22 protein-coding genes and 3 tRNA genes are annotated in these 17,635 nt (G+C 44.8%); 19 read left to right on the top strand and 6 right to left on the bottom strand.

From position 1 onward, the window contains the following. Window positions 1–9: 9 nt before the first annotated feature. The 10 genes from ruvA to HYY55_02855 all read left to right on the top strand — a co-directional run bounded on the left by ruvA (window position 10) and on the right by HYY55_02855 (window position 8,804). Window positions 10–585: a Holliday junction branch migration protein RuvA gene (gene ruvA / locus HYY55_02900; protein ID QQG45904.1), complete on the top strand. Its 576-nt coding sequence runs from the start codon at window positions 10–12 to the stop codon at window positions 583–585. Beyond that, on the top strand, window positions 585–1,838 hold the full coding sequence (locus tag HYY55_02895) for a UDP-N-acetylmuramoyl-L-alanyl-D-glutamate--2,6-diaminopimelate ligase (GenBank protein ID QQG45903.1): 1,254 nt from the start codon (window positions 585–587) through the stop codon (window positions 1,836–1,838). Before ruvA ends, HYY55_02895 begins: the two co-directional genes overlap by 1 nt. A 76-nt stretch (window positions 1,839–1,914) precedes the next feature. Further along, window positions 1,915–2,967 carry an ABC transporter substrate-binding protein gene (locus tag HYY55_02890; protein QQG45902.1) on the top strand — a complete coding sequence of 351 codons (1,053 nt, stop codon included), beginning with the start codon at window positions 1,915–1,917 and terminating at the stop codon, window positions 2,965–2,967. A gap of 3 nt (window positions 2,968–2,970) precedes the next feature. Continuing rightward, window positions 2,971–4,020, top strand: coding sequence for an ABC transporter substrate-binding protein (locus HYY55_02885; protein QQG45901.1), 1,050 nt, complete (start codon window positions 2,971–2,973; stop codon window positions 4,018–4,020). A 22-nt stretch (window positions 4,021–4,042) separates the two neighbouring features. Beyond that, window positions 4,043–5,866 carry a sensor histidine kinase gene (locus tag HYY55_02880; GenBank protein QQG45900.1) on the top strand — a complete coding sequence of 608 codons (1,824 nt, stop codon included), beginning with the start codon at window positions 4,043–4,045 and terminating at the stop codon, window positions 5,864–5,866. A gap of 154 nt (window positions 5,867–6,020) precedes the next feature. Continuing rightward, window positions 6,021–6,803 carry a DUF3108 domain-containing protein gene (locus HYY55_02875; protein ID QQG45899.1) on the top strand — a complete coding sequence of 261 codons (783 nt, stop codon included), beginning with the start codon at window positions 6,021–6,023 and terminating at the stop codon, window positions 6,801–6,803. An 89-nt stretch (window positions 6,804–6,892) separates the two neighbouring features. Then, a complete protein-coding gene (locus HYY55_02870) occupies window positions 6,893–7,075 on the top strand; it encodes a hypothetical protein (protein QQG45898.1) in 183 nt (60 codons plus the stop codon). A 121-nt stretch (window positions 7,076–7,196) separates the two neighbouring features. Further along, window positions 7,197–7,406, top strand: coding sequence for a hypothetical protein (locus HYY55_02865; GenBank protein QQG45897.1), 210 nt, complete (start codon window positions 7,197–7,199; stop codon window positions 7,404–7,406). A 94-nt stretch (window positions 7,407–7,500) separates the two neighbouring features. Next, entirely contained in the window at window positions 7,501–7,902 is a 402-nt protein-coding gene (locus HYY55_02860) for a hypothetical protein (protein ID QQG45896.1), read from the top strand. A gap of 119 nt (window positions 7,903–8,021) precedes the next feature. Then, window positions 8,022–8,804, top strand: a complete 783-nt coding sequence (locus tag HYY55_02855) for an SIMPL domain-containing protein (GenBank protein QQG45895.1) — start codon at window positions 8,022–8,024, stop codon at window positions 8,802–8,804. 4 nt (window positions 8,805–8,808) lie between these two features. Here HYY55_02855 and HYY55_02850 read toward each other — a convergent pair whose 3' ends face one another. Further along, complete coding sequence (locus HYY55_02850; GenBank protein ID QQG45894.1) at window positions 8,809–9,612, bottom strand: hypothetical protein; 804 nt, start codon at window positions 9,610–9,612, stop codon at window positions 8,809–8,811. A gap of 37 nt (window positions 9,613–9,649) precedes the next feature. Here HYY55_02850 and HYY55_02845 point away from each other — a divergent pair, with 37 nt between their 5' ends. The 7 genes from HYY55_02845 to HYY55_02815 all read left to right on the top strand — a co-directional run bounded on the left by HYY55_02845 (window position 9,650) and on the right by HYY55_02815 (window position 13,147). Further along, on the top strand, window positions 9,650–10,312 hold the full coding sequence (locus HYY55_02845; GenBank protein ID QQG45893.1) for an alpha/beta fold hydrolase: 663 nt from the start codon (window positions 9,650–9,652) through the stop codon (window positions 10,310–10,312). A gap of 30 nt (window positions 10,313–10,342) precedes the next feature. Then, the gene (locus HYY55_02840) at window positions 10,343–10,744 is read left to right on the top strand and encodes a DoxX family protein (GenBank protein ID QQG45892.1); all 402 of its coding nucleotides are present in this window, start codon (window positions 10,343–10,345) and stop codon (window positions 10,742–10,744) included. A gap of 360 nt (window positions 10,745–11,104) precedes the next feature. Beyond that, window positions 11,105–11,368, top strand: coding sequence for a hypothetical protein (locus HYY55_02835; protein ID QQG45891.1), 264 nt, complete (start codon window positions 11,105–11,107; stop codon window positions 11,366–11,368). Then, window positions 11,343–11,924 (top strand): ribonuclease H-like domain-containing protein, encoded by a 582-nt coding sequence (locus HYY55_02830; GenBank protein ID QQG45890.1) that lies wholly within the window; start codon window positions 11,343–11,345, stop codon window positions 11,922–11,924. The genes HYY55_02835 and HYY55_02830 overlap by 26 nt, the downstream gene beginning before the upstream one ends. Window positions 11,925–11,926: 2 nt before the next feature. Further along, the gene (locus tag HYY55_02825; protein QQG45889.1) at window positions 11,927–12,424 is read left to right on the top strand and encodes a hypothetical protein; all 498 of its coding nucleotides are present in this window, start codon (window positions 11,927–11,929) and stop codon (window positions 12,422–12,424) included. A 2-nt stretch (window positions 12,425–12,426) separates the two neighbouring features. Then, a tRNA-Arg gene (locus tag HYY55_02820) sits at window positions 12,427–12,498 on the top strand. Window positions 12,499–12,535: 37 nt separating this feature from the next. Beyond that, window positions 12,536–13,147 (top strand): restriction endonuclease, encoded by a 612-nt coding sequence (locus HYY55_02815; GenBank protein ID QQG45888.1) that lies wholly within the window; start codon window positions 12,536–12,538, stop codon window positions 13,145–13,147. On the opposite strand, the gene HYY55_02810 is transcribed toward HYY55_02815, so the two are convergent. Continuing rightward, window positions 13,144–14,127, bottom strand: coding sequence for a site-specific DNA-methyltransferase (locus HYY55_02810; GenBank protein ID QQG46651.1), 984 nt, complete (start codon window positions 14,125–14,127; stop codon window positions 13,144–13,146). The genes HYY55_02815 and HYY55_02810 overlap by 4 nt on opposite strands. 611 nt (window positions 14,128–14,738) lie before the next feature. Continuing rightward, window positions 14,739–15,068 carry an iron-sulfur cluster assembly accessory protein gene (locus tag HYY55_02805; GenBank protein QQG45887.1) on the bottom strand — a complete coding sequence of 110 codons (330 nt, stop codon included), beginning with the start codon at window positions 15,066–15,068 and terminating at the stop codon, window positions 14,739–14,741. Between the two features lie 50 nt (window positions 15,069–15,118). On the opposite strand from HYY55_02805, the gene HYY55_02800 reads away from it, so the two are divergent. Further along, window positions 15,119–15,191, top strand: a tRNA-Lys gene (locus tag HYY55_02800). A 181-nt stretch (window positions 15,192–15,372) separates the two neighbouring features. Continuing rightward, on the top strand, window positions 15,373–15,681 hold the full coding sequence (locus tag HYY55_02795; protein QQG45886.1) for a hypothetical protein: 309 nt from the start codon (window positions 15,373–15,375) through the stop codon (window positions 15,679–15,681). A gap of 146 nt (window positions 15,682–15,827) precedes the next feature. Here HYY55_02795 and HYY55_02790 read toward each other — a convergent pair whose 3' ends face one another. The 3 genes from HYY55_02790 to HYY55_02780 form a co-directional block, all read right to left on the bottom strand. After that, complete coding sequence (locus HYY55_02790) at window positions 15,828–17,105, bottom strand: Glu/Leu/Phe/Val dehydrogenase (GenBank protein ID QQG45885.1); 1,278 nt, start codon at window positions 17,103–17,105, stop codon at window positions 15,828–15,830. 128 nt (window positions 17,106–17,233) lie between these two features. Next, window positions 17,234–17,307: transfer RNA gene (locus tag HYY55_02785), tRNA-Pro, on the bottom strand. Window positions 17,308–17,362: 55 nt separating this feature from the next. After that, window positions 17,363–17,566: a hypothetical protein gene (locus HYY55_02780; GenBank protein QQG45884.1), complete on the bottom strand. Its 204-nt coding sequence runs from the start codon at window positions 17,564–17,566 to the stop codon at window positions 17,363–17,365. Window positions 17,567–17,635: the final 69 nt, after the last annotated feature.

Raw genomic sequence — 17,635 nt, 5'->3', positions numbered from 1 at the left:
ATTTGGCATATGATTATATCGCTTGAAGGCAAAATAACTTTTAAGGGTTTGCGTTATGTCATTCTTGAAGCGGGTGGTATCGGCTACAAAGTTTTTGTCGCACCCGAAACGCTTCAAAAATTATCACAAAACGAAGGTAAAATCAAGATTTTCACTTCTCTTTACATCAGAGAAGACGCGATGGAACTTTACGGATTTATGACTTTGGCCGAAATGGAACTTTTTGAAACACTGAATAATGTGCCTGGCGTGGGGCCGAGAACAGCTCTCGGCGTTTTGGGCATCGCGCCGGTTGATACTTTGAAACGGGCGATAGCCGCGGGCGAAACTTCTTACCTGACCAAAGTTTCGGGAATCGGCCGCAAAACCGCTGAAAAAATAGTAATTGAGCTTCGCGAAAAAATGGGCAAGGGGGTTGAAGGGTCTGACGAATTCCGTCACGAAGAAGACGCATTAGATGCTTTGCGCTCGCTCGGATATTCTTTACGTGAGGCGCGAGAGGCACTAAACAAAGTTCCGCCCGAAGTTAAGGGCGTTTCCGACCGTATCAAATCCGCGCTTAATATTTTGGGGAGGGGGAAATAATGAAATTTTTTAAAAAAATTATTCCCGCGCCGATTTTTAATTTTTTACAGCCGTTTTATCACCGGCTGTTTTCGGCTTTAGCCGTTATTTTTTACGGCCGGCCGTCGCGGAAAATGGTAGTTATCGGCGTTACCGGCACCAACGGCAAAACCAGCGCGGTTGAATTTATTTTTCAGATTTTGAGGGAAGCGGATATTAAAGCGGCCTCGGTCTCGTCGCTGTATTTCCGTATCGGCGATGAAATGGAGAAAAATATGCTGAAAATGACTATGCCCGGAAAGTTTTTTCTTCAAAAATTTCTGCGTCGCGCGCTTAATAGCGCCGCGACCCACGCCGTTTTGGAAATTACCTCGGAAGGCGTAAAGCAATTTCGGCATAAAAACATTGATTGGGATATTTTGGTTTTGACCAATATCACGCCCGAACATATTGAATCCCATGGTTCATTTGAAAAATACCGCGCGGCAAAAGAAAAAGTTTTTGCCGGGCTTTCAAAAACATTCCGTAAACCCGATACGCCAAAAACAATAATTGTAAACATAGATGACCCCTCGGCCGAACATTTTTTGAAATACGACGCCGATAAAAAAATAACTTATTCAAAAAATGACGCTCCGAAAAACGAAAAACTTTTGGGAGAATTCAATCTTTACAATTTGGCAGCCGCCGTAAAAACAGCCGAAGTCCTCGGTATTCCGGCGGAAGTTATTAAACGCGCGGCCGAAAAAATTGAAGGTGTGCCCGGCCGGATGGAATTCATCCAGCATGAGCCGTTCGCGGTTATTGTGGACTACGCTCACACCCCAGACGCGCTCCGTAAAGTTTACGAAGCCGTAAAAAACTACAAACTACAAGCTACAAGCTACAAGCTGATTTGCGTTTTGGGCTCTGCCGGCGGAGGAAGAGATAAATGGAAGAGGCCGGAAATGGGCAAGATCGCCGCGGAATTTTGCGATGAAATAATTTTGACGAATGAGGATCCCTACGACGAAAACCCAGCCGCAATTCTGGAAGAAATTGCGGCTGGGTTTTCTCAAATCCGAAATCCGAAATCCGAAATCCGAAAAATTTTGGATAGACGCGAGGCGATTGAAAGGGTGATTTCGGACGCGAAAGAGGGAAATGTTGTCATCATCACCGGCAAGGGCGCCGAACCCTGGATGATGGGTCCAAATGGACAAAAAATTCCTTGGGATGACCGCGAAATCGCGCGCGAGGCATTGCGGTTAAAAAAACCAGAGCCACACTTTTGATATTTAGGACTCCGCGTTATAAAATGAAATATAGAGCAGAGTCCTTAATTTATTATTAAAATCTCAATAAAAAATTATGTTTAAAAAACCATTAAACATCCTGATTCTGGCGATTATCGTCGCGGCGGTGGCCTTCGGCCTTTATCAGATATTAAGGGGCTTTCCATTTTTTGCCCCCGATAGGTCCCACTTAAAAGAACCGAAAAGAATAGGGATAATTTTTCCAAGACAGCACATAGAAGCCGTTCAGGGTTTTAAAGAGGGTTTTAAGAATATGGGATACGCGGAAGTTTCTTTTGAGGACAAAGGGGTTTTTACTTCTTCTCCGACTTTGCCGCTTGACATAGAAAACTCCGCCAGAGAATTGATTCAAGGCAAAGTGGATTTGATATTCGCGACTCAAGAAAATATAGCCCTGGCGGCATTGGAAATAGAGAAAGAGACCGGAAGCGATATCCCGATAGTATTTTCATCCAGATTCCATGACCCGGTGGCGTACGGCGTTATAAAATCTTTTAAATCTTCCGGCAATAACGCGACCGGAATTTCAATAAATTTGGTTGAGGTAGTGCAAAAACATCTGGAATTTTTAAGAGCGATAAATCCGGCCATTAAAAAAATCGGCGTTTTCGGGAGCGGTTTTGTGGTTCCGGACGTTGGAGATAAGTTTTTGGAGGAAGTAAAAAACCAGGGCAAAAAACAGGGCTTTGATATCGTGGAATATAAAACAACCGCCGCTCCTCCGGGAGCTGAATCTGCCTGGTATCAAACTGCCAGCAAAATTAAAGCCGGAGATATTGACGCCATATATCATATAGCCGGTCATTTTTTTGAGGCGCAGGAGACCGCGGAAACCGAACTGGCCTCCAGATTAAGAATTCCGATGGTGGCTCCTTTGGAGGACTTGCCAACCGGAGGTCATTTCGGTTACGCCGGAGATCTTACCGCTTCGGGCGAGCAGGCATCCAGGATAGCCGATAAAATATTCGGCGGCGCAAAGCCCTCGGATATCCCGATTGATTTTGAGGAGAAAAATATTCTGGTGCTCTATACAAAACGGGCGATTGATGACGGAATCGTGTTCCCGGATTCAATGGCGCGAATAGCGAATGTTAAAATAGAAAAGTAATACATGTCTAAAAAAACAATAATTCTATTAATTGTAATTCTTGCTGTAGTCGTCGGCTTCGGCTTCTTCAGAATATTCAGGGACATACGTATTTCCGGTCCGGCCGAATCGGCAGTACTCAAAGAACCAAAAACAATCGGCTCCATTCTCATCAGGCAACAGCTTCAAACGGTGGAGGGCGTCAAACGAGGATTAAAAGATTTGGGTTATAAACGGATTAGTTATAAAGAAGAGTTATTCACTTTGGGGCCTACGGCTCAAGCTGACGCCCAAGCGGCGGTCCGGAAAATGATTGCCGAAGGCGTGGATTTATTATTTATTCCGTCTGAAATTACGGCTAAAGACATTCGGCTCGTTATGCAGGAGCTGAAAAGCGACATTCCGGTCGTATTTCTCGCTCAATTCCATGACCCGGTGTCTTACGGCATCGTTCAATCATTCCAATCCTCGGGGAATAATTTAACGGGCATTGCTTCTCAACTTACGGATGTCATAGGAAAACAGTTGGAATTTATAAAAAAAATAAATCCGGCCGGCAAAAAAATAGGGGTCTTTAGCGACGGATTTATGATTCCCAATGTCGGGGAAGAAATGTACGCCCAGTTGAAAGCGCTGGCGCCGAAATTAGGATTTCAATTGGTGGAGTATAAAACAACTACCGCTCCTCCCGGCGCTGAATCTGCCTGGCGTAAGATCGCTTCCGGAATTAAAGCCGGAGATATAGACGCCATTTACCATATTCCCGGACATTTTTTTGACGCGCAGGAAACAAGTGAAGCCGAATTGGCGAATCGTTTGGGGGTGCCTCACGTCGCTCCAATTGAAGATTTGCCGACCGGCGGCCATTTTGCTTATTCAAGCGATTATTTTACGGCCGGAAAACAAATGGCCCGACTGGTAGACAAAATATTCAAGGGCGAAAAACCAACCGATATACCCATAGAATTCACCCAAAAAAATTCCCTAATTTTGCATATTGGCCGCGCCGATAAAGACGGCCTGACATTTCCGGAATCAATGCTTTCCATAGCCGATGAAAAAATAGGCAAATAAAGCGGATAAAAAAAACAACTCTGTGCCATTTTTAAGAAAAAGATTGCGCCTAAAGTTTATTCTGGTTTTAATCGGCATAGCTTCCCTGCCCTTCTTTTTTGCCATGACCGTAGCTACGGTCAAATTGCAGGACATCCAAAAAAGGAACGCCGTGAGACACGCGGAACATGTCGCCGCTCTCGCGAGTCTTGAAATTTCCGAATTTATCAGCCATCAATTCGGGCAACTGGCCGCCATGGAAAGCATTTTTCCTTCGCTCATTGAACAGCCTGATCTTCAGAAAACTTTCATTGAAAGGACCCTATTTACCAATGATAGTTTCGTGGAAGTGTCAATTGTCAACCAAAATGGCATGGAAACCGCCCGCGTCAGCAAATTCGTAACCGTAGTCCCGGAGGACTTTATTAACAGGTCTGCAAACGAAGAATTTATAGCGACTAAGAACGAGGGTCGGTTTATCAGCGATATTTTCTGGGAAAAAAACAGGCCCTTTTTTCTGATAGGCCGGGCGATTTTTGATTCTCGCGGAAAATTTTTCGGCTCGGTTTTCGCTCAAATTGACTCCAGAATTATGCAGGCGGTGGTAAAAGACCTTTCCGTGGCTAAAGAGGAGGGCCGGGCTTACATCGTGGATAAAAACGGAATTGTCGTAGCCCACCCCGACATTTCGCAAGTACTTTCCGAAAAAAATTTTTCCGCGATTCCGGTGGTAAAATCTTTGATAGAAGATAACGGCGAACCGTTATTCGCGGATATTTATGAAAACGAAATTCAAGAAGAGGTCTTGGGGTCCGGCGCCAGAATTGTTATTCCTTTTGAGGGTGCCTCCGGAAGCGCGGAGAAAACCCGCTGGTTTATCGTTGCCGAATTGCCGGCCGCCATCGCCTTGGCCGCGGTCAGGGAAATTACTTTTTTCTCTTTGATTATTCTTGCCGGCATATTGGCTGTGGCAATGGGGGCCGCGATTCTTCTTGCTCGCCGCGTAATTAAACCCATAGAAGAACTTCAGAAGGGGGCCGAGCAAATCGGGCTGGATAATCTGGATTACGCCATTCAGGTAAAAACTAACGACGAATTGGAGGACTTGGCCGACGAATTTAATCGGATGCGCGTTCGCATAAAGGAAGTCCGCGAACACGAGCGGCTTTTGAGCCGAGAAAAGTCAGACTTCGTCACCATCGCGGCCCATCAGCTTCGTACACCGCTCTCGGCGATAAAATGGGCTTTTCGCGCGCTTCTTGACGGCGATGCCGGCGAACTCCAAACAGAGCAAAAAGAATTGGTCAGTCGGACCAATCAGACTAACGACCGCATGATTAATCTTGTTAATGACTTGCTGGATGTTTCGCGCATAGAAGAGGGACAGCTTGGCTTCGTTTTTCAAAAAGAGGATTTGGTCGGAATCATAAAAGAAACGGCGGATAAATTTATGGCTTTAGCCAAAGAGCGCGGCATTATATTGATGGTCCATATGCCAAAAGAAAAACTGCAGCCGTTGATGATTGACCGCAAAAAATTCAATCTTGCTTTTTCAAATATCCTTGATAACGCGGTTCAATATAATCGTGAAAACGGCAAGGTGGACATATATATATCCGGCAAGGGCGGTCTCGCGGAGATTCGGATTAGCGATACGGGGATAGGCATTTCAAAAGACGACATAGGGCGCATTTTTAACAAGTTTGCTCGAGGAAGAAACGCAATCCGTATTCAGACCGAAGGTTCGGGGCTGGGTCTTTTTATCGCTCGAAGCATTATTGAACGCCATGGCGGCAAAATTTGGGTGGAAAGCGAGGAGGAGCGAGGCACGACTGTCTATTTCACGCTGCCGATTAAGGCGGAGTGACGATTTTGCAGGCACTTAGACCGGCCTCGGTTTGCTTTTTGAGTTTTATTATGTTTTTATGGTTTGAGATTGTCTGAGCGTTTTTTGGAGAGGGCGCGTGATAAAAACAGCGGGGATTTTTCTGTGTTTTTTGTTGTTTTCCGTTTTTCCCGCAATGACGACCGCCGCATCTGAATGTAATAGTGAAGTTCTCAATGAAGAGCTCTCTTACGACATTTCGTTTTTGATATTTAGTCGTGCTGCCGATGCCGTACTCACAATTCATAGACGGCCCGATAAAGACAGCAGCCGATGGTACGAGGCGGTATTGGAGGCAAAGACCAGGGGTTTTGTCGGATTACTGCGCAGTACCGAACATACTTATCGTTCTTTAATGCGTTTTGATGAGGAGGGGAATCATTTGTTGAGCATAGAATTCAGAAAGGACGTTATCTGGGGCCTTTTTTCACCGACAAAACGTTCAACCAGATTTGTATTTGACGAATCAAAGCGCGTGATAATGAGGCGTTCTGAAATAGACGGAACAGTTGAGCTTGTTGAGGATATGGTAATTCCGAAAGGAATCGGCCGGTATGAGGATTTGCTTTCAGCTCTTTATAATCTTAGGAATGGAGTTTACGGGCCGCTTTTAGCCGGTCGCGACATAATTTTACACACCGTTCCTTTTCCAAAAAAGTACGGTCGCGATAAAGGCAAGAAAATTGACCGCTTCACGATTCATATCGCCACTGAAAAAGAAAAATCAGATTATCGCGCTGAAGATAAAGCGGATTTTGATTTGAACACGCTTGTTTTCATTGATGTTCCCGCGGGACTTTTTGACGATAAGAAATCGGTTCGCGGCCGCATTTGGGCGGATGCCTGCCTTACTCCGACGCTTATTATCGTTGAAGACGTGATGATTTTCGGAGACGTTATCGGCCGGCTTAAAAAATAACGCGCGCGCATTGCGTGCGTTTTTTCTTTACGGGTTTGGGGAAATGGGGTTGCGGTTGTCAGAGGATAAAAGTATTATGAGGCCTATATATGCCGAGAAAACGATTGCCGAAATCAATCCGCAAATTTATCCGCATGGAAAAAGCAAAAATAAGGCGGAGAATTCTGGATTTGGATAAACAAAAAGAAGAAATCGGGGAGCTCTACCAAAAGGTAAAAGAGGCGGGGTATAATAAAAACAATAAACTTTCAACAAAGGTCGAGGCGAGCTAAAGCGAGCCGAGACCCTCACACCCAATATTCAACACTTCGTTTGCGCTTCGCGCATTGAACAATGGGTGTGAGGGTGCTCAAAAATTATAGTCGTTAATAAATTAATTCCTTAATTTTTGGCATGTTAAAAAACCATAATCACGATTTAGTTCACGCGCTTTCGGAAAAAAACGACGCCGTCTGGCGATATGAAAAAGAGTATTTGAAAAACGCAGAGGGATGCGATTCCTGCACCGCAATGTGGCAGAAAATGAAAGATGACGATGATGCTCATATCGCGATGCTTGTCGCCGAGATAAAAAAACATTCCGACGAAAACAGGTTTGATTGATTGTTTTTGCGTCTCCAAATAAAACAGCCCGCATTGCGTGCTGTTTTATTTGAAGGTATTCTATAATTAGAGTTTTTTCATAAAAGGAGCGTCGATGCCGAAACCGGCGGGTCAATACCGAATCGTGATTTTCCTTGATGTCAACGCCGGGGAAATAAAACGCGAGCTTGAAGGCTTTAGTCCGCTGGTGAAAATAGTTCATGATGGCGATAATTTTAATCGTCTGTCCGATAGAAAACTTCTCAGACGTTTTGAAACCATGGCTGCTAAAGATTATAGGGAGAGCAGAGTTTTTGTTTTGACTCACGATCAAAGTTTTGAAGAAGGAACCGAATTTGATTATCAGGAAAGCCGGATAGCCATAATAAAAATGCCTTCACCGTCTCTGGGGCAATTTTTGTTTGAACAAGCGGTGGCTGATCTGAAATCTTTTTTAAACTTGTTTTTATCTCTGGGTCGGCCGACAAAGCTCCACGGCATCTTTCATATTGAATAGGGCTCCCCCGAGCTCTATTTTTTTAAAACGCGCAGAGTGTGGATAATAAATTTCAGAAATTGTTGTATAATCTATTTAAGCTTGATTACCAATTAAAGTAATTTTAAAAAATGACTAAAATGTCTAACGGGAAAAAACCTTTTTGGTCCGGTGACCTATTGGCTCATTGCGAGGCCGGTTGTTACACTTTAATAGTTTTTACAGTTGTTTTGACTTTTTGGATCGGCGCTAAATTTTTCGCCGAAGTCAAAGACATCACGCGCCCCTCGCTTTCCGCCCCGACCGTTTCAATAAGCGCGGAGGGGAGCGTTTTTGTTCGGCCGGATATCGGACTGGTTTCTTTTTCCGTTGAATCCGAAGAAGCAAGCGTGGCTGACGCCCAAAAGAATTCCGCGCGCGTTATCAATGATGCCGTGGGGTTTCTCAAGAATTCCGGAGTTGAAGATAAAGATTTAAAAACAACTTCGTACACAATCAATTCTGTTTATGATTATCCTAAGGGCCGCCGCGTTTTCCTGGGTTATCAGGTGCGCCAAACTATGGAGCTAAAAATCAGGGATCTTAATAAAACGGGGTCGTTTTTGAGCGGTCTTGCGAAAGTTGGAGTTAATGAAGTTGGTTCGCTGGTTTTTAAGCTTGACGATCCGGATAAAGCAAAAGAAGAAGCTCGTGATAAGGCCGTAGCTGAAGCGAAGAAAAAAGCGCGGACTTTGGCAGATTCGCTCGGTGTTCGCTTGGGCAAAATAGTTTCGTTTAACGAATTTTCTTCCTCTCCCATACCGATTTTTGCCGTAGAAGCATTTGGTAAAGGTGGAGACATTTCGGGCGCGGTGGTTCCGTCCACTCCGACCGGAGAGAATGAGATAACAAGTTCGGTTAATATAACTTTTGAGATAAAATAGCCGGCTATATGGAGGTTTCCGCGACCAAATCGGAATTTTGGTCAAAAAGTTTTATGTTCTCGCGGACATTAGACCATATTGCTTTGTCCTGTTTTAGGTATATTCTCCATTCGCCCGAAAAAAAATTCGCGTCTTTTTTGTGGTTTTCAACGCACCCGGCATAGCTTAATCTTTGGTCAATAAATTCGCGGCAGGCGAAATCAACATCCGACGGCATATCGGATGCGACCGGGGTTTTACATCGGGAAACGGTTTTTAGATATGAAAAACAAGCGTCGTTTTGGTCGTCAACGCCTTTTTCTTCGTTGGGCTCCGGACAGTTTTCCGGCAGGCGGGGGTTAAATTCATAAAGACGATTGAAATAGCCGGTGCAGGCGTTAGGCCTGAAACTAACTTCAATCGGGCTACGTCCGGTTATAATTATTGCCCTTTCGCCAGGGTTTAATTTTATAGCTTCTTCTATATTGACTCGCCCTGAATAAGGTAAACCGGCTCCGGTTGGTAAGATGAAAATGTCTCCATCGCGATTTTGAAGTTTCCATCCGCTTATATTTATCGGCACTGTATTCGAATAGTCGGCCTGTATTTCGATATATTCATTTTCAGGTTCGTCAGATCTGGAGCTCGCGCTGTATATTCTTATATTTTTAGTTTCGCTCGGAGTTTCTACGAGAGGAATGTCGTTTTCCGTTTGCGTGGTTTGCTGACCGCCGTTCGGAGGTGCGATCAGCTGAACAAGCCCCCCGCCGGAGAACCATAAAATGACGACCAGGATTACAACCAATATTATTCCGATTACATTAGCCATATTTTTAAGTATAGTATTTTTTTGGTAAAATAAAAAAATGCCGGAAAGAATAAATTTAAGAACAGCCGATGACGTAAATATCGCGGGTGACCACTATCGGGGCGAAGCGGGAAGCCCGGGCGTTTTGATGCTACACATGATGCCGGCGGATAAAAAGAGCTGGGCGGGGTTTGCCAAAAAACTAAACGAGGCCGGGTTCGGCGCGCTGGCCATTGATTTAAGAGGGCACGGAGAATCGGAAGGAGGCCCGGACGGCTATCGCGATTTTTCTGATGCCGATCATCAAAAAAGCATTGAGGATGTCCGCGCGGCCGTTGGTTTTATGACCGCCGAAAAGCATTCCAAAATTTTCTTAGCCGGCGCCTCTATCGGCGCGAATCTGGTTTTGCAGTATTTAGCGGAATCGGATAGGGTTTCGGCGGCCGTATTGCTTTCGGCCGGCCTTAATTATAAAGGGATAGAAACATTGCCGTTGGCAAAAAAAATCAGACCGGAGCAAGGCGCGTTTTTTATCGCAGCCAAGGACGATGTTCGTTCCGGCGGAGCGGCAGATGAAATGTCCCAAAATATTTATGACACAGCAAATTGCCGCAAAAAGATTAAAATTTATGATGTCGGCGGACACGGCACGGATTTATTCAGCGCACACTCCGAACTTATGGATGATATAATAAACTGGCTTAAGGGATTTATAAATTAAAGGTCGTTTTTTATTTTTTTAATTTAAATTATGCTGAATTTATTTCCGGGATTTCTTGATTATGGTTTTTTCGCGCCCCTCCTGTTGCGCTTAATTGTTGGTTTGATTTTCGTCGCTCACGGATATCCGAAACTTTTCGGCGGGTTCAGTCAGACCGTCGGCTTTTTCGAATCCGTCGGAATTAAGCCCGCTAAATTCTGGGTTTTTGTGGTGGGGGTCGTTGAATTTTTCGGCGGGATCGCGCTGATCGTCGGTTTTGCAACCCAGCTTGCGGCTCTGCTTATCGCGATTGATATGCTGGTTGCCATTTGGAAAGTGAAAGCGAAACAGGGTTTTGTCGGCGGCTATGAGTTTGATTTGATGCTTTTGGTCGCGGCCCTTTCTTTGGTTTTGACCGGCGCGGGCGCTTACGCCATAGATTTACCTCTTTAAGCCGCAAAATTCATCCCGTTAGAAAGCCCTTTGTCCAACTTTCTTTAACATATTTTTATTTAGAAATATTATTTAATGTCTTTCTAACGGGATTCATTTTTTCCTAACTCGCAAGACCCTCAAAGCGTCACAAAATTGTTTTCTTATGACGGTGCTCCGGGTCTTGAAAATTATAGTCGTTTTGTTCGCGAAAAATAACGCTCCATCGTTCCTCCTTCGCTACGCTCAGGAATTTCCTACTCGCTATTTTTCACTTCAAAACTCTTTAATTTTCAAAGTCCCTCCGCAAGCCAACGAAAATCAATTTTGCGGCGCTTCGAGTGGATATTTAGACCGCGATGGTTTGCGTAAGGCGAGGCGATGTTTGCTTTCGGAGAACTTTCGGAGGCGCAAAAGCATGGTTCGCCCAGCCCTTTTGGAATTAACCAAAAGGGCTGGGCGATTTTGCGCCGAGAACGTAGGCCGGCTTTGCTCGCTGGGGCAAAGAACGGCCGGTCGGAGAAAGCAATCTCGCCGAGCCGCAAACACATCGCGGTCGCAAAAAATGAATTTTGCGTCACTCTTTTGATTTTTTACCGGAATATGGTAAAAGTAATAAATGGCGAAGGATATAATAATTTTTGATTTGGAGACAAAAAAAGAGTTCGCCGAAGTCGGGGGCAGAGAGCACCCCGAACTTTTGGGCGTGTCGGTTCTCGGGGCTTATTCTTACGCGGCTGACAAGTATTTTATTTTTGAAGAAAAAGAACTTTCGGAATTTGAGAGTATGCTCGGGAATGCCGGATTACTTATCGGATTCAATATCCGCGGATTTGACCTGCCTGTCTTGCAGCCATACGTAAAAACAGACCTGAAAAAAATTACGGCACTTGATATGATGGACGGCGTGATTAATGCCGCCGGTTTTCGCGTGAGCTTGGATAATCTGGCCAAGACCACGCTTGGTTTGGCCAAAAGCGCCGACGGTCTTGAAGCGCTGGAATGGTTCAGGCAGGGACGGATTCAGGAAGTTAAGGATTATTGTTTAAAGGATGTCGAAGTTACAAAAAAACTTTACGAGCACGGAAAAGAGTTTGGCTATGTTAAATTTATTTCGCGCTATTCTCCGGAGCCGGAAACTTTAAAAGTGGATTGGTCTATGGCTCCCGCCAAAGATAATCCGCAGCTTTCGCTTATCTGACCATGACACCCGAGCTTTCACAATTAAAATTTCATTCCGCCGATAAAATTATTTCTTTTACCGAGCTTATAAACGAGATTTTAAATTATGTCCAGTTAGACCCGAGACGCAATTATTCGTTAATGATCGGTTCCGATTCCAGGGCTTCGGATGAAACCGAAATAGTAAGCGCCGTTGCCATCTGGAAAATCGGAAACGGCGGAAGGTATTTCTGGACCAAATCCGGGGTGGAGCAATGCCCGACATTAAGAGACCGGATTTATAAAGAAGCGATGAAATCAATTACTTTGGCGCAGGAAGTAAGAAGCGTTTTAAAAGACAGGGTGGGCGAAGATTTTTTGTGGGACAATAAAATATCAGTGCATATTGATGTTGGAGAGGTGGGTCCGACCAAAGAATTCAAAGAAAGCGTTTTAGGCATGGCTAAAGGTTTCGGATTTGACGCGGTCATAAAGCCCGAAGCGGTTGCCGCTTTTGTGGTCGCGGATCGCTATACCTAAAAGCCCTCATCGTTCAACGGATAGGACGCAAGCTTCCGGAGCTTGTAATAGGGGTTCGAATCCTCTTGAGGGCGCAGGATAAAAAGCCAGTAGATTATTTTTTTAAGCAACATGTTCAACAGATTTATAAAATTCTACAATAGAACAATACGAAAAATGTGGCGCATTCGTGCCGGCGGCACTTTACGTTCGCTGAAGGGCACGCTCGTTGAGACGATGGCCGAGGAGATGGTTTTACTCGCATGGAAAAATATCGGCGGCAAACCTTTGCGCATCAAAATCAACAAAACAAAATATCCTATCAGTGATGGAAGGGGAAATGTTTATAAACTGTCCCAAGATAAACAGGTCTATATTGATGATGAATTTGTGCTTTCAGTTGAGTGTAAGGCGTATGCAGAGGTCGCGATGTATAAACGCATATTAGTTGATGCCTTTTTGCTAAAAAAGCATTTTCCAAAACTTAAATTCTGCCTTTTCCAATTAGAAAGTATGCTTGGTGGCGATTACTCCGTTGCCGTTGATCATCCGAGCGGAAGCCCATCGGTCAAAGTTCTTGAGTATCATTTTCCAAATCTCGACATTGAGATCATCACTATGCTGGACGGAGAGCGAAACATCAAAGGGGAAATACACAAAAAGCAGTTTTATAAACCACTGCGTCCCGAAAGATTAGACCGCGCAATCAAATATTTTGAGCGCGCATTAAAAGAGCGTCTCTAAAATAACTTCGCGGGGATTTCCTTTATTCGTTTCTCGGAGATTTTGCAGTATTTTGGTGAGATATCTATTCCGATATATTTTCTGCCTGTTTCTGCGGCGCAAAGCGTGGTTGTCCCCGCGCCGTTGAACGGATCAAGCACAATATCGTCTTGATAGCTAAAAAGTTTCATTAGTCGCGTTGCTAACTCTTTTGGAAACATTGCAGGATGATCGTATTCTTTCATGTTTCGTTCGGGAGCGATGGACCATTTTGCATAAACCCATTTTTTGAATTCATCACCAGTTATATCGGCTTTTGATGAGTCGCCAGTCTTTTTGTGTGTATCTTTCGAGAAAACTTCAACAAATTCCCACGTGTATTTTAGATATGGCATACTGGGGCTTTTCCAACTGCCCCATGCTGTATACTTGCAGTTATAGTTATTTTTCTCCCACAAAATTTCTCCCTTCCAGATCAGCCCATGATTAAGTAGTTGTTTTGACATCAAATGATGTGTCGGAATGTAATCTGAAAACAACGGCTGCACGTTAAGGCAGAGCCGTCCTCCGGGTTTTAGAACGCGCGCACACTCTTTCCAAATTGTATCTATCTTCTTAAAATACTCGTCCCAATGAATCGCATCATTTTTCTTATCGTCTTTATATTCTAGGCCAAAATTATACGGTGGGGATGTAATGATGATATCAATCGAACCAGTTGGGATTTTACGCAAAACTTCTCCGCTGTCGCCACATATAATTTTGTCTGTAAACTTCTCAATGCCGTTTGCTTGCGCAACCGCAAAAGCTTCTTTTTGAAATTTTGTACCACCCCGCGCCCTTTCTTTCGCTTCTCTATTTTTGACTTTTCTTTCTCGATTAAGAAGTTTTGCGTCTGGATAAATTTCTACTGGAGACATAAAACCCCCATCACGAATAACATCAAGCACAATTCCTTGAATTGAAACATCTCGCCCATTTCTAAAAATAAGCGGCTCCATAGTTTTGTTCGCAGGTTGTAGGCGGATATGTCCGCGCTCTTTATAAAATTTTTTTAGCGTCGCTTCGTAATTGTCTATCAAAGCGACTACCCGCTGGCCATTTTCCGCGACTTCCTGCTGGCGCACCAAAACCACATCGCCATCGTTTATGTTTTCGTCAATCATACTGCTCCCGACCACGCGGAGAGCGTAAACTTCTGACGAAGAAGGGATCTTACTTTTAGGAATGGCAATCATTTCTTTGTTCTGTATTGCCTCTATTGGTTGACCGGCAGCAATAGCCCCTAAAAGTGGAATTTTTACCATTGTTTCGCGACCGAACGCTTCAATAGAGCGCGGTTTGTTCTCTTCTTTGGATAAAAGTCCCAAATCGCGAAGTTTAGAAACATGAAAATGGGCTGTTGAAACTGACGAGAGTTTTAATTTCTTGCGTATCTCGTCAAGAGAGGGGGCATATCCTTTCTGCTCCTGATAGTCGGTTATAAAGTCGAGGGTTTGTTTTTGCCTTTTTGTTATCATAGTGATATTATAGAAAATAAATCGAAAGTGTAAAAGCGTTAGTTATCCACATAACGCAAAAGAAAAAGAGCCCAAAATTGGGCTCCGGAAGTTTAATTTTTTGGAGAGAATGATTCGCCGCAGCCGCAAGTGCGGCTGGCGTTGGGGTTTTCAAACCGGAAACCGCCGCCCATCATGGACTGTTCGTATGTCAGGGTTGTTCCATCTATATAAAGCAAGCTTTTTTGGTCAACAACCACCTTGATTCCTTCAATTTCAAAAACTTTGTCTTTGTCTTTAATTTCCGTGTCAAAGCCCAAAGTATAGGAAAGACCGGAACAGCCTCCTCCCTGTACACCTATTCTAAGAACATGATTTTGCAGATTTTTTTCTTCTTTTAATCTTTTGATTTCTTTTATCGCGGATTCAGTCAGTTTAATCATTTCTTTCCTCCTTGAAATCAAAGTTTTCTCTACTTATTATATATTAGATTCCGCCCGTAGCTCAATTGGCAGAGCAGATCCCTCTTAAGGATAAGGTTGAAGGTTCGATTCCTTCCGGGCGGACACTTTAGAAAAGCGCAAGCTAAAGATTTTAGCTACGAAAACAGCAGGGATGCTGGTTTTTTGTTTGTCTTGACCTCACGGTGATTACTGCTATATTTCGGTTATTATTGGAAACCCTAAAAACCAATAATCTCTGCCGCAACCCTGTGGCAGAGAACAGCTCTTTGAGGAGGGAGAAACAATGAGCGGGCACAGCAGTAACGATGGGCCGATCGTGCTCTACGTTATTCTCATCCTTGTCGCTCTCTTCATTGGAGTCGGCAGGGGTGTCTTCGCGAGCCAGGACGTCGCTGTCCGTACACTCCAAGCACAGGGATACAGCAATATCCAGATTGTGGACCATGCCTGGTTTGCGGTCGGCTTTCGGGGATGCGACAAGAAGGACGCAGCGCGGTTTACCGCGAAGGCAACCAATCCAGCGGGCAAGCCCGCGGAGGTGTACGTCTGCGCGGGCGTCATCTTCAAGGGCGGCACCGTTCGGGTGCGGTGATGATTGTGCTCCACACAACATAGGGAGGCGGTTTCTACAGAGACCGCCTCTTTTTTCTGCATTGGAAGACGGCTAGAGTTGCGGGAGATTCCTTCCGGGCGGACACGAAAATAAAAAACAGGCGGCTCTTTGAGCCGCCTGTTTGATCAGACGAGATATTTATCGCGAAGCAAGGAAGCCACGTGTTTTATGGCAACAGTATAGGCCGCTTGACGTAATGAAAGCTGGTGTTTAGAGCTGTATTCAAAAACTTCCACCGCCGCTTTTTTCAGTATGTCTGACATCGCCGTTAGAATGCTCTTATCATATTCGGTGTTGAACGGCACGCGCGGATCTTTGGCGTATCCGGTATTTCGCGCCCATTCAAAAAATGAAACCGTAACGCCGCCGGCGTTAGCCAGTATGTCGGGGATGACCAAAATTTCTCGGCTTTCCAGAATTTCATCCGCTTCCGGCGTTGTCGGGCCGTTGGCGCCTTCAAGAATAATTTTTGCTTTAACGTGTAAAGCGTTTTCTTCGGTAATCACGTTTTCCAAAGCCGCCGGCAGCAAAATATCTATATCAAAAAGTTCCAGAAGTTCATGATTAGTGATTTTCGCGGCTTTTAATTCATGGGGCGTCTTTACACGCGATAATTCATCTGGGTCAAAGCCGTCGCGCCTGTACACCGCGCCATCGACATCCCCCAGAGCGATTATCTCATAGCCTTTTTGAGCCAGAAAACGCGCCGCGTTCGCTCCGACATTTCCAAAGCCCATTATAGCTACTCGTTTCATATTATCCGGCGAAATTCTTTTCAATCTAAGGACTATTTCCAGAACCTCAATCAATCCATAGCCGGTTGCCTGTTCTCTGCCTGGGATGCCGTCGCGGCCGTAGCCTACCGGTTTTCCGGTTACAACGCCGGCGAATTGGGCTGTTTCGCGCGTCCGGCGTCTTTGGGCAAAGCGCTGGCGAATCCAATTCATAATTTCAGGATTTGTTCCGACATCCGGCGCGGGAACATCCAGATACGGCCCGATCATATTGCGTTCGTCTAATTCATCCACCAGTTTTTCAGTTATAGCTTTGAGTTCTGATTTACTGCATCTACCGGGATCAATTGCCACTCCGCCTTTTGCGCCGCCAAAGGGCAATTCCATCAGCCAATTTTTAAGCGACATTTCAATAGCATGCGCCTGCATATCGGTTAACTTGATATTCGGGTGAAAGCGGATTCCGCCTTTTGTGGGCTTATCGTTGTGGGGGGAGCGATGCCAAACTCGTACTGCCGGTATTAACTGCTGTTTGCCTCTTATTTTTACCGGAAGATCGCATGACCAGATGCATTTAAAACTGGTGAGGATTTCGATTAATTTGTCTCCGAGTTCAAGCAGTTCCGCGCTTTTTCGGACGCGTCCCAGAATGTTTTCCAGATTGCGCATTTGGCCCCCTTTCTTTAGTCATTAGTTAAAATACTGCCGACTAGATAATACCACTCCTGATTTTCAAATGAAAGAGGCCGCGAGGCAACCTCTCTGTCCCCAGCAAAAGATTTAAAAAAAGTTTAACTTGGTCGGGACGGGGAGAATCGAACTCCCACTATATGCACCCCATGCATACGTACTACCACTATACTACGTCCCGTCTTGCGCTACCGTTAAAGTTTTAGAGACACGCGGCAGTCTCGCCAAGGCGGATTTTATTTATACAATTTTTTAATACACTTCGCGCAAACTAAAGCCCTTTTGCCATTGGGAAGTTCCGCCTTCGCCCCCGCTACGCCAAGGCTACGCCGGGCGAGTAAAGCTTCGGCGGGCAAGCGCGCCCATTGCAAATTGGGTTTTTTTCTTTGTGTCTTTGTGGGATTGTATTTTCCGCGAAGCAAGTTTCGCTTTCCGCCCATTTTGGACCCCTTGCCGCAGAGTTCGCACTTTTGCGCCATATCTTAAGAGTTTATGATAAACTAAAGATT

The organism is Candidatus Niyogibacteria bacterium (genome assembly GCA_016432485.1).
Lineage (GTDB): Bacteria > Patescibacteriota > Minisyncoccia > HO2-45-28 > HO2-45-28 > HO2-45-28.
This window is presented reverse-complemented; position numbering and strand designations above follow the sequence as displayed.